Origin of the sequence: Nocardia amikacinitolerans (genome assembly GCF_900215415.1) — a bacterium.
Classification (GTDB): Bacteria; Actinomycetota; Actinomycetes; order Mycobacteriales; family Mycobacteriaceae; genus Nocardia; species Nocardia amikacinitolerans.
The window spans coordinates 603,262-616,487 of sequence record NZ_OBEG01000003.1; the positions used below are offsets into that span (position 1 = coordinate 603,262).

The 13,226-nt window shown below is 67.1% G+C and carries 12 protein-coding genes and 1 tRNA gene; 5 read left to right on the forward strand and 8 right to left on the reverse strand.

Annotation, left to right across the window (positions count from 1 at the left end):
- The first annotated feature begins 48 nt into the window (after positions 1-48).
- From CRP45_RS17090 to CRP45_RS17100, 3 genes are all read left to right on the forward strand, one after another.
- Positions 49-1,113: a phosphotransferase family protein gene (locus CRP45_RS17090; RefSeq protein ID WP_084482992.1), complete on the forward strand. Its 1,065-nt coding sequence runs from the start codon at positions 49-51 to the stop codon at positions 1,111-1,113.
- Positions 1,114-1,185: 72 nt separating this feature from the next.
- Positions 1,186-1,770 carry a DinB family protein gene (locus CRP45_RS17095; protein ID WP_097245897.1) on the forward strand — a complete coding sequence of 195 codons (585 nt, stop codon included), beginning with the start codon at positions 1,186-1,188 and terminating at the stop codon, positions 1,768-1,770.
- Between the two features lie 146 nt (positions 1,771-1,916).
- On the forward strand, positions 1,917-3,047 hold the full coding sequence (locus CRP45_RS17100) for an NDMA-dependent alcohol dehydrogenase (RefSeq protein WP_067786063.1): 1,131 nt from the start codon (positions 1,917-1,919) through the stop codon (positions 3,045-3,047).
- Between the two features lie 245 nt (positions 3,048-3,292).
- Here the strand turns inward: CRP45_RS17100 and CRP45_RS17105 are convergent, their stop codons facing one another.
- Entirely contained in the window at positions 3,293-4,483 is a 1,191-nt protein-coding gene (locus tag CRP45_RS17105) for a serine hydrolase domain-containing protein (RefSeq protein WP_097245898.1), read from the reverse strand.
- A gap of 111 nt (positions 4,484-4,594) precedes the next feature.
- On the opposite strand from CRP45_RS17105, the gene CRP45_RS17110 reads away from it, so the two are divergent.
- Together CRP45_RS17110 and CRP45_RS17115 are read left to right on the forward strand one after the other, a co-directional pair.
- A complete protein-coding gene (locus CRP45_RS17110; RefSeq protein WP_097245899.1) occupies positions 4,595-5,425 on the forward strand; it encodes a serine hydrolase domain-containing protein in 831 nt (276 codons plus the stop codon).
- A gap of 96 nt (positions 5,426-5,521) precedes the next feature.
- On the forward strand, positions 5,522-6,058 hold the full coding sequence (locus CRP45_RS17115; protein ID WP_067786224.1) for a DUF3145 domain-containing protein: 537 nt from the start codon (positions 5,522-5,524) through the stop codon (positions 6,056-6,058).
- A 156-nt stretch (positions 6,059-6,214) separates the two neighbouring features.
- On the opposite strand, the gene CRP45_RS17120 is transcribed toward CRP45_RS17115, so the two are convergent.
- The 7 genes from CRP45_RS17120 to CRP45_RS17150 all read right to left on the reverse strand — a co-directional run bounded on the left by CRP45_RS17120 (position 6,215) and on the right by CRP45_RS17150 (position 13,197).
- Entirely contained in the window at positions 6,215-6,964 is a 750-nt protein-coding gene (locus tag CRP45_RS17120) for a YwaF family protein (protein WP_097245900.1), read from the reverse strand.
- A gap of 92 nt (positions 6,965-7,056) precedes the next feature.
- Positions 7,057-7,926 (reverse strand): metal ABC transporter permease, encoded by an 870-nt coding sequence (locus CRP45_RS17125; protein ID WP_097245901.1) that lies wholly within the window; start codon positions 7,924-7,926, stop codon positions 7,057-7,059.
- 1 nt (position 7,927) lies between these two features.
- The gene (locus CRP45_RS17130; protein ID WP_097245902.1) at positions 7,928-8,677 is read right to left on the reverse strand and encodes a metal ABC transporter ATP-binding protein; all 750 of its coding nucleotides are present in this window, start codon (positions 8,675-8,677) and stop codon (positions 7,928-7,930) included.
- Entirely contained in the window at positions 8,674-9,543 is an 870-nt protein-coding gene (locus CRP45_RS17135; RefSeq protein WP_097246118.1) for a metal ABC transporter substrate-binding protein, read from the reverse strand. Before CRP45_RS17135 ends, CRP45_RS17130 begins: the two co-directional genes overlap by 4 nt.
- Positions 9,544-9,770: 227 nt before the next feature.
- Positions 9,771-11,252, reverse strand: coding sequence for a glyceraldehyde-3-phosphate dehydrogenase (locus CRP45_RS17140; protein WP_097245903.1), 1,482 nt, complete (start codon positions 11,250-11,252; stop codon positions 9,771-9,773).
- Between the two features lie 1,377 nt (positions 11,253-12,629).
- Positions 12,630-12,701, reverse strand: a tRNA-Val gene (locus CRP45_RS17145).
- Positions 12,702-12,732: 31 nt separating this feature from the next.
- Positions 12,733-13,197 carry a peroxiredoxin gene (locus CRP45_RS17150; RefSeq protein ID WP_067786220.1) on the reverse strand — a complete coding sequence of 155 codons (465 nt, stop codon included), beginning with the start codon at positions 13,195-13,197 and terminating at the stop codon, positions 12,733-12,735.
- Positions 13,198-13,226 lie beyond the last annotated feature (29 nt).

Below are 13,226 nucleotides of genomic sequence, written 5' to 3' on the forward strand. Positions count from 1 at the left end.
ACGAACTGTGGTCATGTGCCTTCAGTTGGTGTGGACGGGTGGTGCAGAATGTGGGGCATGTCTGTTGCGCAACCGGTCGAAGTGGATCGCGACGTCGTCGATTTCGCGATCGTCGGGAAATGGATGGAAGAACAGGGCCTGCCCGGCGGCGCGTTCGAGGAGGTGACTTCGCTCGGCGGCGGCACACAGAACATCATGTTGCGGTTCCGTCGCGGCGGCCGGGACTACGTGCTGCGGCGCGGACCGAAGCATCTGCGCGCCAAGAGCAACGACGTCATTCGCCGGGAGGCGCGGCTGCTCGGCGCGCTCAGCGGTGCGGGCGTGCGCGCGCCCGAGGTCATCGCCGCCTGCGCCGACGAGTCGGTCATCGGCGCGGTCTTCTATCTGATGGAGCCGATCGTAGGCTTCAACCCGCAGAACGAACTGCCCGAGTTGCACGCGAAAGACCCCGAGATTCGGCGGCAGATGGGCTTGTCCGCGGTGGAGGCCATCGCCCGGCTCGGCGCGCTCGACTACAAAGCGCTCGGCCTGACCGACTACGGCAAGCCCGAGGGATTCCTGGAGCGCCAAGTGCCGCGCTGGCTCGGCGAACTCGAATCCTATTCTGCCAACGAGGGTTACCCCGGACCGGAGATTCCCGGCGTGCGGCAGGTCGGGGAGTGGCTGGATCGCAACCGGCCCGCCGAGTGGACGCCGGGCATCCTGCACGGGGACTGTCACCTGGCCAACATGATGTTCTCCTACGAGGGCCCCGAGGTGGCCGCGATGGTGGACTGGGAGATGTCGACCATCGGCGATCCGCTGCTCGACCTGGGCTGGCAGATCGCGACCCGGCCGGAGCCCGGCACCACCGGAGCGGCGCTGGTCGGCAAGCTGGGCGCTGTCGGCGGGCTGCCGACGCCGGAGGAGATGGTCGAGCACTACGGCCGGTTCTCCGATCGCGACCTGAGCCACGTCACCTGGTACACCGTGCTCGCCTGTTTCAAGCTGGGCATCGTGCTGGAGGGCACGCACGCGCGCGCCTTCGCGGGCAAGGCGCCCAAGCAGGTCGGCGACTTCCTGCACGCCATCACCCTGGAGTTGTTCGAGCGGGCGCAGCGACTTATGGAGTGACGGACCGGATCTCGACGAAACCTGGCCGTATATGGGTGGAAAACCATATACGGCCAGCTCTAGTTTCGACGCATGCCGATCGTTCCCGACGTGAAGAACTGGACCTGGGTGCTGGAGCGCGCCTGTCCCGAATGCGGTTTCGACGCCGCCGCCACCGGCTACGAGCAGGTGCCGACGTTGGCGCGCGAGAGCGCCGACCGGTTGCGCGCGGCGCTGGAACGTCCCGATGCTCGGCGGCGCCCGGACGAGTCGACCTGGTCGCCGCTGGAGTACGCGGCCCACGTGCGCGACGTGTGCCGGATCTTCGCCTATCGCGCCGCCGTCACCGCCCGCACCGCCGCCGTCGATCCGCGGGTGCCCGCCTTCGACGCGCGTGGGCTCACTCCGGAGGAGACGCCGGACGGCTTGCCGGTCTTCTCGAATTGGGATCAGGACGCGACGGCGATCGCCGACCGCTACGACGCGCAGGAGCCCGTCGCGGTCTCGGGTGAACTGGCGCTGGCGGCCGAGGCGGCGGCGCGGGCGTTCGAAGTGGTGCCCGCGGCGGATCGTGGTTTGCGGGTGCGTCGCGGCGACGGGTCGATCTTCACCGTCGACTCGTTGGCGAAGTACTTCGTGCACGACCTCGTCCATCACGTGCACGACGTGCGCGGCTGAAAACGAGTTCCAATTCTAGAACGTGTTCGGGCATCGCGCCGAGCCGCACCGATGAATTTCCCGATCGGTACTAGAACGCGTTCCACTTTTCTCGTACTGTGGGTGCAGTCACATTGAAGCACTGTGCACGCGAGAGGTCGACAGGAATGAAGACGAAGGGCGCGATCCTGTGGGGGATCGACGAGCCGTGGTCGGTGGAAGAGATCGAGATCGGTGACCCGGTCGCCGGCGAGGTGCAGATCCGGATGGAAACCGCCGGTATGTGCCACTCGGATCACCACATCGTCACCGGTGCGACACCGATGCCCGCCTTCCCCGTGATGGGCGGCCACGAAGGCGCGGGCGTGATCACCAAGCTGGGCCCGAACGTACCGAGCGATCTTCAGGTCGGCGACCACGTCATCCTGTCCTTCATCCCGGCCTGCGGTCGCTGTCCGGCCTGCGTCTCGGGCAACATGGCCCTCTGCGACCTGGGCGCGGGTCTGCTGCTCGGCCAGGCGATCAGCGACGGCACCTACCGCATCCAGGCGCGCGGCCAGAACGTCATCCCGATGTGCCTGCTCGGCACCTTCGCGCCGTACATGACCGTGCACCACACCTCGGTGGTGAAGATCGACCCGACCATCCCGTTCGAGGTGGCCTGCCTGGTCGGCTGCGGCGTGCCGACCGGTTTCGGCTCCTCGACCCACGTGGCCAACGTGATGCCCGGCGAGACCGTGGTGATCGCGGGCATCGGCGGCGTCGGCATGAGCGCGCTGCAGGGCGCGGTGCTCTCCGGCGCGTCCAAGGTCGTCGCCATCGACCCCAACCCGTGGAAGCGGGAGCAGGCGCAGAAGTTCGGCGCCACCCACACCTACGCCAGCATGGCCGAGGCGATCATGCCGCTGATGGACGCCACCGAGGGACGGATGGCCGAGAAGGTCATTCTCACCATGGGCGAAATGCACGGCGACTACATCGAAGAGGGCCTGATCCTCACCGCGAAGGCGGGCACCCTGGTGGTCACCTCCATGGGCCGCATGGACGCGGGCGAGGTGAAGATGAACAGCTTCCTGCTGTCCATGCTGCAGAAGACGGTGAAGGGCTGCATCTTCGGCGGCGGCAACGCCCGCCAGGACGCGCCGCGCCTGCTCGCGCTGTACAAGTCCGGCCAGCTCAACCTGGACGACATGGTGACCCGCAGCTACAAGCTGGAGGAGATCAACCAGGGCTACCAGGACATGTTGGACGGCAAGAACATCCGCGGCATCATCCGCTACACCGAGAACGACTGGTAGTTCGTCGGCCGACCTGCTCGGCGAGCCGGACCGTGTGCTGGGGGACCAGGTCCGGGATCGGTTCGCCGAGAGGGGACTTCACCGTCCTTCTCTATGGGATCCGCGGAAAGCCGTGTCGCCCCGCGAGATCGACAGGCCGACGTTCCGCTGTCGCCGGTGGATGACCTCGCGGATTCTCGCGGTGCCGCATACCGAGTCGACGTTGGTGTCGTCGGTGCTCGGTCTTGCGTGCCGAGTGCGGACGATCAGATCTTGCAGCGCAACAAAGCCTCGCGCAGATTGCGGCTGCGCACGTCGTCGAGGACGGCCATGCCGAGGCGATTCATGGTGTAGCCGAAGCCGAGACCCGTGCTCGGATCGGCGAATCCGAAGGAGCCGCCGAGACCTGTGGTGCCGTAGGCGCGTTTGTCGGAGCCGAATCGGAACGAACCGCGGGACTTGCGGAAGCCGAGGTGGTAGCGGCTCTTCGTGTGCAGCACCAGATCCTCGGCGGGCACGTCGTCGGCGGTGTCGGCGGCGGCGAGCAGCTCAAGCAGGTCGTCTGCGATGGGCAGCGCGCCGGTGTTCGCCGCGGCCGCGCCGTAGACCTTGGCCAGCGAGCGGGCGTTGCCCACGCCGTTGGACGCCGGCAGCTCGACCTCGAGGAATTCGCGGCGGGCCGCTCGGGCGGGTGCGCCGCACCGCGGATTGGTCAGCGCCGCATGGGCATGCCCGCGCTCCAAGAAGATCTCGGCGCCGATGCGCAGCGGCAGGTCGCGCTCGTAGCGCAGGATGTCCAGGCCCTTGGTGGCCGAGAGCACGGCGACGCGCTCGATCGGCTCGTCGGCGGGCAGGCCGATGAAGAAGTCCAGGCCGAGCGGCCCGGCGATATCCTCGGCGAAGACGCGGCCGAGGGTGCGGCCATGCGGATCGACGCGGCGCACCAGTTCGCCCTGGTAGAGACCGAGCGTGATCGCGTGATAGCCGTGCCGGGTGCCGGGCCGCCACGCGGGCTTCTGCGCCGCGAGGATCTTCGCGAGCCCGTCCAGATCGGCGATCTGGGCGAGTTTCACCACGGTGTCGAGTCCATGCAAGCCCGCCTGATGATCGATGAGCTGGCGCACCGTGATCGCGCCCTTGCCGTTCGCGGCGAACTCCGGCCAGTAGTCGGCGACCGGCTTCTCGTAGTCGAGGAGACCCTTCGACACGGCGGCCGCGACCACGAACGCCGCCATGCCCTTGGTCGAGGAGAAGACCGGCGCGATGGTGTCCTGCTCCCACGGCTGGGTGCGGCGCCGGTCCCGGTATCCGGCCCACAGATCGACGACGGGGCGATCGCCCGCGAAAACCGCTACGGCCGCGCCGATTTCGCCGTGCCGGGAGAAATTGCGGCGGAACGCGTCGGCGACCGGACCGAAGCCGGGTGCCACCTCGCCGTGGATCGTGGGTTCGTTCATAGTGGCTCGATGGTACCGGCGGTACCGATATCTCCCCTAGGGCTCCCATTCATCGGATCGATTTCCGGTGGCGGTACTACCGCGCCGCCGCGGTCTCGTAGGCTCGTTTTCGTGCGCGCACTCGAGCAGATTCAGGACTGGCCGGTTCGACACGCGGCGGCCGGTGTGGTCACCGGCGCGGGCGCGGTATCGCAGGGCGACGCCGAGCGCGTCTTCCCGCTCGCCTCGGTGACCAAGCCGCTGGTCGCCTACGCGGTGCTCGTCGCGGTGGAGGAGGGCGCGATCGAGCTCGACCAACCCGCGGGCCCACCCGGAGCAACCGTCCGGCATCTGCTCGCGCACACCTCCGGACTCGCCTTCGACACCACCGACGTGCTCGCCGAGCCGGGTGCGCGCCGTATCTATTCGAGTTCCGGGTTCGAGGTGCTCGCCGAATTCGTCGCGGACCAGACCGGAATCGCGTTCGACGAATACCTGCGGGACGCGGTGTTCGAACCGCTCGGCATGAAATCCTCGGTGCTCACCGGACCCGCCGGACACGCGTGCAAGTCCTCGGTGGCGGACCTGCTGCTGTTCGCCGCCGAACTGCTGAACCCGCGGTTGATCTCGGCCGAGACCCACGCCGAGGCCACCACCGTGCAATACCCCGGCGTGAACGGCATCCTGCCCGGATACGGCTCGAAGCGCCCCAACGACTGGGGACTCGGATTCGAAATCCGCGACGCGAAATCCCCGCACTGGACCGGCGGAGCGAACTCCCCGCGTACCTATGGGCATTTCGGCCAGTCCGGCACCTTCCTGTGGGTCGATCCGGAGATTGGAGTGGCGTGTGTCGCGTTGGCGGACGAGAATTTCGGCGACTGGGCACGGGAGGTGTGGCCGGTACTGAGTGACGCGGTGATCGCCGAAGCGAGACTCGCAAGCAACACGGTCGCGAAGTAACATACGTAACTTCGGGCACTCCAGTACACTCAGGCAACGCCAGCTGGACGAGTCGTTGGGGAAGACGTCCCTCGTCGAAAGCTGGAGGTATCGGTGGTGCGCGCATCGAGTCAGTTCGCGGACGCGACGGCGGGTGTGGTGTGGATCCACTCGTCGCCCGCCGCGCTGTGCCCACACGTCGAGTGGGCGCTCACCTCGGCCCTCGGTTCCCCGGCCAAACTGCGCTGGACCACCCAACCGGCCGACGGACAACTGCGCGCGACCAGCGACTGGATCGGCCCCGTCGGCACCGCCGCCCGAATCGCCCAATCGTTGCGGTCTTGGCCGGTGCTCCGATTCGAGGTCACCGAGGACCCGAGCGATGGCGTCGACGGTGAGCGGTACAGCTTCGTGCCCGGCCTTGGACTCTGGCACGGGTCGACCAGTGCCAATGGTGATGTGACACTTGGCGAAATGCGTCTGCGTTCGATGCTCCAAGCGGCGCGAGAACTAAGCAAGTACTCCGCCTACGACCTGGCCTCCGAAATCGATCGCGCACTGGGGACGGCCTGGGACGAGGATCTGGAAGTCTTCCGCTCCGGCGACGGCGGGGTTGGCGCCGAGGTCACCTGGTTGCGCCGCGACGTGGGCTAGCTTCCGTCCCCACAGCGCGCATTGGTATGGGTGGTGGCACATAGGTTTCACACGCCTCACACAGGCGGTGGCTATGTGGCGCGTACACGGAGTGTGTGGGAGCTGCGGCGTGGTGCGCGCGGAGGCTTCTTCTCTGCAGCTGTAAGGCCTTGCGAATCAGTTGTCTTCGGTTCGTTGCGAAGTTACCTGCCGGTTCGGGTCCGGCACCTGCGGTCTCGAAGCAATTCGGACCCACGGCCACGTCATCAAAGCCCACACGATGAGCAGGATGATGGCCACTGTTCCCCAGTACCACGGCCAAGGGCCGAGCACGTCGAGTAGGGACGGGGTCGACGGCTTGCGGTTGACGAAGCCGTAGTTGGTGTCGGCGAGGGTGTTGAAGACGAAGGTGACCGCGACCCACACGACGGTGACCGCCACGGCGAACCAGTAGCTGCGCCAGGTCGGGTGCATTCCGATGCCCCAGGTCAGGTAGATCGCGGCCCAGACAACGGCCAGGTGGATCGCCCAGAAGGCGAGGAATTCGTAGTGCGGGAACTCGGGGCTTTCCAGGGCCGGTGAGATGAGCGCCTGGGTGCTGAGGGTGAGGCACCAGTAGTAGGTCAGTGCGTACGCCCAGCGTTGGTGGGTCAGGAGCGCGTAGCCGGCGACGATCGTGGCGAGATCGGTCAGGCGTAGCGGAACCGAGCGGCCGAGGGTGGGCGGGAACAGCGTGGAGAGGTAGATCGCCAGATACATCCCCAATGTCACCGCGCCGAACATGTGGCTGAAACGGCGTGCGGCGGAAGGGGTTTGCGTTCGACCCAGCACGACGACCAGCACCGCGCCCACCGCGAACACGGCGAGCACGATCCAATGCGACAGCCCGTACGCGGAGAACTCCCGCTGCGCGGTGGGTGCGTCCACCTGCTCAGTTTAGTTGTGGAGCGGCCGAGACTCGGTTGTCGCGCGACGAAGGGGTTCTCGGCGCGGCGCGGGCTCGGACGGCGGGTGTTGCTTCAGGCCGCGGCGGTGGAGCGCCGACGAGCAGCGGCGATCCGGCGACCGATGATCCCTTGCCGCGGCGCGAACAGGTACGCCAGCGTGAACGCGACGCCCTGCACGACGACAACCATGCCGCCGGGCGCGGTGTCCAGGTGGTAGCTGACGTACAGCCCGATCACCGAACACAGCGCCGACACGGTCGGGGCGATCACCAGCATGCGACCGAAGCGATCGGTGAGCAGATACGCGGTCGCTCCCGGAATGATCAGCATCGCGACCACCAGGATGACGCCGACCGCTTGGAGCGCGAGGACTGCGGTCAGCGCGAGCAGCGCCAGCAGCGCGGCGCCGAGCAGGCGTGGGCGCAGGCCGATGGCGTGGGCGTGGGTGCTGTCGAAGGCGTAGAGGGTGAAGTCGCGTCGCTTCAGGACGAGTGCGGCGAGCACGATGACGCCGAGGATGACGATCTGGACGAGTTCCTCGCGGCTCACGCCGAGCAGGTTGCCGAAGATGATGTGGTTGAGGTCGGTTTGGCTCGGCGTTATCGAGACCAGGACGAGCCCGAAGGCGAACAGGGTGGTGAAGACGATGCCGATCGCCGCGTCTTCCTTCACCCGGCTGGTATTTCGCACGACGCCGATGAGCGCGACGGCGAGGAAGCCGAAGACGACCGCGCCCACCGCGAACGGCGCGCCGACGATGTACGCCAGGACGACACCGGGCAGCACCGCGTGCGACACCGCGTCACCCATCAGGGACCACCCGATCAGCACCAGCCAGCACGACAGCGTCGCGCACACGACGGCGGTGACCAGAGTGGTGGCCAGCGCCCGGACCATGAACTCGTAGCGCAGCGGATCGACGAAGAACTCCACGAGCGACATGTCAGCCCGCCTTCGGGAGCGAATCGCGTTCCAGCACATCGAGTCCGAAGGCGAGCGCCAGCTTCTCGGGGCGCAGCACCTCGCGAGTCTGACCGTGCGCCAGCACCTTTCGCATCAGCAATACCGATTCGTCGGCGAGGTCGGGCAGCGCGTGCAGGTCGTGGGTGGAGATCAGGATGGTTGCGCCGTCGGCGGCGAGTTCGCGAAGCAGCGTGGTGATGGTGGCCTCGGAGCGCTTGTCCACCCCGGCGAACGGTTCGTCGAGCAGCAGAATCGTTGCGCCCTGGGCGATTCCGCGCGCCACGAAGGCGCGCTTGCGCTGGCCGCCGGACAGTTGCCCGATCTGACGGTCGGCGAGATCGGTCAGTTCCACTCGTTCCAGGGCGTGTGCCACGGCTTCCCGGTCCGCGCGCCGGGGGCGGCGGGTGAAACCCATGTGGCCGTAGCGTCCGGTCATCACGACATCGCGCACCGACAGCGGGAAACTCCAGTCGACCGCCTCGCTCTGCGGCACATAGCCGAGCGATCCGGCGCGACGCGCGTCCGCGGGGTCGGTCCCGCCGATGCGTACCGTGCCGCGATCGGGTCGCACCAGACCCATGATCGTCTTGAACAGCGTCGACTTGCCGGAGCCGTTCATGCCGACGAGTCCGCACACCCGCCCGGAACGCAAGGTCAGATCGACGCCGTCGAGCGCGAGCACATCGCCGTAATGCACTGTGACGTCACGGATTTCGATGCTGGGTGTCATGGCCGAGCTCCCGTCAGCGCCGCGGTGATGGTCTTGACGTCGTGCCGGATCAGATCGAGGTACGTGGGCACCGGGCCGTCGGCCTCGGACAGCGAGTCGACGTAGAGCACACCGCCGAACCGCGCGCCGCTCGCCTCGACCACGCGCTGCATGGGCGCGTCGGACACCGTCGATTCGCAGAACACGGCAGGCACCCGGTTCGCGCGGACGAAATCGATCGCCGAGGTGATCTGCTGCGGTGTCGCCTGCTGTTCGGCATTGACCGCCCAGATGTACTTCTCGGTGAGCCCGGCGTCGCGAGCCAGATAGGAGAACGCGCCCTCGCAGGTCACCAGTGCGCGCTCGTTGGGCGGCAGCGTGGCGAGGGTGCTCACCAGTTCGTCGTGGATCTTCTGCAACTCGGCCTGGTACGCGGCGCCGGCGGCGCGGAAGTCGGCGGCATGGTCGGGAGCTAGTTCGCTGAAGGCGCGAATCATGTTGTCCACGTAGATCTTCACGTTCAGCGGAGACATCCACGCGTGCGGGTTCGGCTTGCCCTGATACGCGTCCTCGGTGATCGACATCGGCGTCACGCCCTCGGTGACGACCACGTGCTTCACGTCGACGTCCTCGACGAACTGTGCGAACCACGCCTCGAGGTTCATGCCGTTGTCGATGATGAGATCGGCGGTCGAGGCGCGGCGGACGTCGCCGGGGGTCGGCTCGTAGCCGTGAATCTCCGCGCCCGGCTTGGTAATCGATTCGACGGTCAGATGCTCACCCGCGACCTGGCGCGCGATGTCGGCGAGCACGGTGAATGTGGTGAGCACCACCGGCTTTTCGTTCCGATTCGCGGACTCGCCACAGGCGGCGAGCGTCGCGGTCATCGCGATGGTGCCGAGCAGAGCGGCGAACACGCGAGCAGTCGTGCGGAACAACGGATGGAGCCAGACCTTCACAAGCCGAATGATAAGTTTCGGGTTGCCTAAATTTCAAGTTCAAGATTGCCGAACGATGCCAATTTCCAGGGTGACCAGGATGTATCCGGGGAAAAAACACGGAGACCGTGCCAGATTCACCGGCACGGTCTCTCGGTATTCGGTTGTCCCCGGGTCTACCGGGCGTCGGCAAGCGCGGGCACCTCGCCTGCGCTGTCCGCCTCGCTCAGCTGGGGGTACGTCGGGTATTCGATGCCCGAGATGTACTGCACGGTCCGCACGACCTGGCACGAGTAGCCGAATTCGTTGTCGTACCAGAGGTACAGGATCACGGTGTCACCATCGACGATGGTGGCGTTGGCGTCGACGATCGACGCGGCGCGGGAGCCGATGAAATCGCTCGAGACCACGTCGGTGGCCGCGGTGTAGTCGAGGTTGCGGCTCAGCGGTCCGGACAGCGACACCTGGCGCAGGTACTCGAGCACCTCGGTGCTGGTGGTCTCCCGCTGGAGCTGCAGGTTGAGGATCGCGACCGAGACGTCCGGCGTGGGGACGCGGATCGAATTGCCGGTGATCTTGGCCTTGAAGTCCGGCATCGCCTTGGCGACCGCGGAGGCGGCGCCGGTCTCGGTGAGCACCAGGTTGAACGGCGCGGAGCGACCGCGGCGGTCGGCCTTGTGGAAGTTGTCCAGCAGGTTCTGGTCGTTGGTGAACGAGTGCACCGTCTCCACGTGACCGCGGACGATGCCGTACTCGTCGTCCATCGCCTTGAGCGGCGGAACGATCGCGTTGGTCGTGCAGGAAGCGCACGAGACGATCTGCTCCGACAAGTCCAGCCCGCGGTGGTTGACGCCGTGCACGATGTTCGGAACGTCGCCCTTGCCTGGCGCGGTCAGGACGACCTTCGCGATGCCGGGACGCAGGTGCTGCGACAGACCCTTACGGTCGCGCCACTTGCCGGTGTTGTCGATCAGGATCGCTTCGTCGATTCCGTACTCGGTGTAGTCGATCGTCGTCGGGTCATCGCTGTAGATGAACTTGATGACGTTGCCGTTCGCGATGATCGTGTCGTTCTCGGCGTCGACCTTGATCGTTCCGTTGAAACTGCCGTGCACCGAATCCCGGCGCAGCAGGGAAGCGCGCTTGGCCAGATCGCCCTCACCGCCCTTGCGCACCACAACGGCCCGCAGGTTCAGCCCGTTGCCGGAGCCGACCTTCTCGATGAGCAGCCGAGCGACAAGGCGACCGATCCGGCCGAAGCCGTAGAGGACCACGTCCCGAGGGCCCTGCGGCTCGGCCTTGTTGCCGTCGGTGATGTCGGCCAGCACCGCGGCCGTGAATTCGGGGATCGACAGTCCGCGCTCGTCGGTGCGATACGCCATGACCAGTCGGCCGAGGTCGATCTTGGACGGCCCCAGATCCAACTGGCTGAGCGCTTCGAGGAACGGAAGGGTCTCCTCGATCGACAGCTCCTCGCCCTCGATCTGCCGCGCGAAGCGGTGCGTGCGCAGGATGCTGATCACCGATTTGTTCACCAGCGACCGGCTGTGCAGGAGGATGGTCACCCCCTTCTCGCGATACAACCGTCCAATGATCGGAATCATCGCCTCCGCCGAAGCCTCGTGAGCGTTCCAGCGGTCAAGATGGTCTGTAGTCAACGCGCGTCCTCGGGGTTCCCTCGATCTGTACGACGATTGATGCTAGCCAGGCCCGCGCTATCACAAGCCGCCGCTACCACCCTGTGAGGAGCAGCGGGTGGTCCGGAGCACAGTCGGCGTCGATGGGCAATGGAAGGAGAGCAACGCACGATGCGGGCTCCGCTGGGATGGTGGTCCGGCGAAACCCACTGCGCTGCCACGGAACAGCGCGCGACACCAGCTCGTCTGGTTCGAAGCGAAGCCCTACCGCAACATGAGATCAGCGAGCCGAAATGCGAGCGCGGGGGAGAACTGACGTCGCGCGGGCGAGCCGAGGCGGGCGTCGGGGATGAAGCGGCGTCAAGTGGGTGAGCCTTGGCGAAGTGGCCCCGGCCGGCAACCCGAGGCCGAGCCCCGAAGCCTGGACAGGCGAGCTCGTGATGAGGCTCGGAAGGCAGCAGCTTTGGGAGCGAGCGAGAGGAGTGGCCGGGCGGAAAGTGGCTTCGGGCACGAAACCGAAGTAGGCGTCCAGGGAACGGCGACTTTGAGTGCGAGCCCAGCTGGGTGTCCGGGGTCGAGCGTCGTCGAGGGGCGCCGGTGCGAAGTGGCTTTGGCTGTGCCGGCCGAGGCGGGGGCCCGAAACGACTCGGGTGGGCGAGCAAGGGCTCGGGACGACTGTCCTCGAGGCGAGCCGAGGTAGGGAACGGGCCGAAGCGGCTCGAGGTGGGCGAGCCGAGGTGGGGCCCCGGGGACCGAACGACCTTCGGGCAGGCGAACCCAAGCAGGGAGGCCTTGGGCCGGAGCAATTTTGGCAGGCGAACCCGAGGTGCGAAGGCCCGGGAGCGGAGCGGCTTTGCCAGGCGAACTCGGGGTGGGGAGGCCCGGCGGGCGGAGCGACTCTGGCAGGCGAACCCGAGGTGCGAAGGCCCGGGAGCGGAGCAACTTTGGCAGGCGAACCCGAGGTGCGAAGGCCCGGGAGCGGAGCGGCTTTGCCAGGCGAACTCGGGGTGGGGAGGCCCGGCGGGCGGAGCGACTCTGGCAGGCGAACCCGAGGTGCGAAGGCCCGGGGGCGGAGCGGCTTTGGCAGACGAACTCGGGGTGGGAGGCCCGGGGGCGGAGCGACTTTGGCAGGCAAACCCGAGGTGCGAAGGCCTGGAAGCGGAGCGACTTTGGCAGGCGAACCCGAGGCGGGCAGGCCTTGGAGGCGGACCGGCTTGGGTATGCGGACCAGAGGAGGGGTGGATGCTGGGGGGCAACGCGGCTCCGGGTAGGCGCGCCTGAGGCGGGGGTCCGGGGGCGGAGCCCGCCGGGCGGGGCGTGGGGGCTGCGCCCCCACAAAACACGACGAAGCGAACCAGGCTCACGCTCTCCGTGAGCACAGCTCGCCCATGAGCGGAGTGGGCGCAGAGGGGATCGAACCCCCGACCGCTGGTGTGTAAAACCAGTGCTCTACCGCTGAGCTATACGCCCGTCTCCGTCGGCGGGGCCGACGGGCAACGGTCTATGAATCTAGCGCGGCGAGCGCTTTCTCCCAAGCCGCCTGGTCACGGGGCTCTCCTGGACCGTTCATCTCGGAGAAACGGATGTAGCCGTCGCGGTCGACGACGAAGGTGCCGCGGTTGGGGTAGCCGGACTTCTCGTTGAAGACGCCGTAGGCCTGGGCGATGGCGCCGTGCGGCCAGAAGTCGGAGAGCAGGGGGAAGGTGTAGCCCTGTTCGGCGGCCCAGATCTTGTGGGTGGGCGGCGGGCCGACGGAGATGGCGAGGATCTCGGCGTTGTCGTTCTGGAACTTGGGCAGCTCGTCGCGCACCTTGCACAGCTCGCCCTGGCAGATGCCGGTGAACGCCAGCGGGTAGAACACGATCAGCACGTTTTTCTTGCCGCGATAGTCCGACAGCGTGACGTGCTGGTTGTTCTGATCCCGCAGCGTGAAATCCGGCGCGAGGGTGCCCACCTCGAGCGGCATACGCGAGTCCTCCATCGGTTCGGGTCTCC

Bases quoted from the DNA above. Each gene is read 5' to 3' on its own strand.
- CRP45_RS17105 (WP_097245898.1), bottom strand. From the start codon at position 4,483: ATGAACGAACCCACGATCCACGGCGAGGTGGCACCCGGCTTCGGTCCG.
- CRP45_RS17130 (WP_097245902.1), bottom strand. From the start codon at position 8,677: ATGACACCCAGCATCGAAATCCGTGACGTCACAGTGCATTACGGCGAT.
- CRP45_RS17150 (WP_067786220.1), bottom strand. From the start codon at position 13,197: ATGCCGCTCGAGGTGGGCACCCTCGCGCCGGATTTCACGCTGCGGGAT.
- CRP45_RS17135 (WP_097246118.1), bottom strand. From the start codon at position 9,543: ATGACCGCGACGCTCGCCGCCTGTGGCGAGTCCGCGAATCGGAACGAA.
- CRP45_RS17125 (WP_097245901.1), bottom strand. From the start codon at position 7,926: ATGTCGCTCGTGGAGTTCTTCGTCGATCCGCTGCGCTACGAGTTCATG.
- CRP45_RS17100 (WP_067786063.1), top strand. From the start codon at position 1,917: ATGAAGACGAAGGGCGCGATCCTGTGGGGGATCGACGAGCCGTGGTCG.
- CRP45_RS17090 (WP_084482992.1), top strand. From the start codon at position 49: ATGTGGGGCATGTCTGTTGCGCAACCGGTCGAAGTGGATCGCGACGTC.
- CRP45_RS17095 (WP_097245897.1), top strand. From the start codon at position 1,186: ATGCCGATCGTTCCCGACGTGAAGAACTGGACCTGGGTGCTGGAGCGC.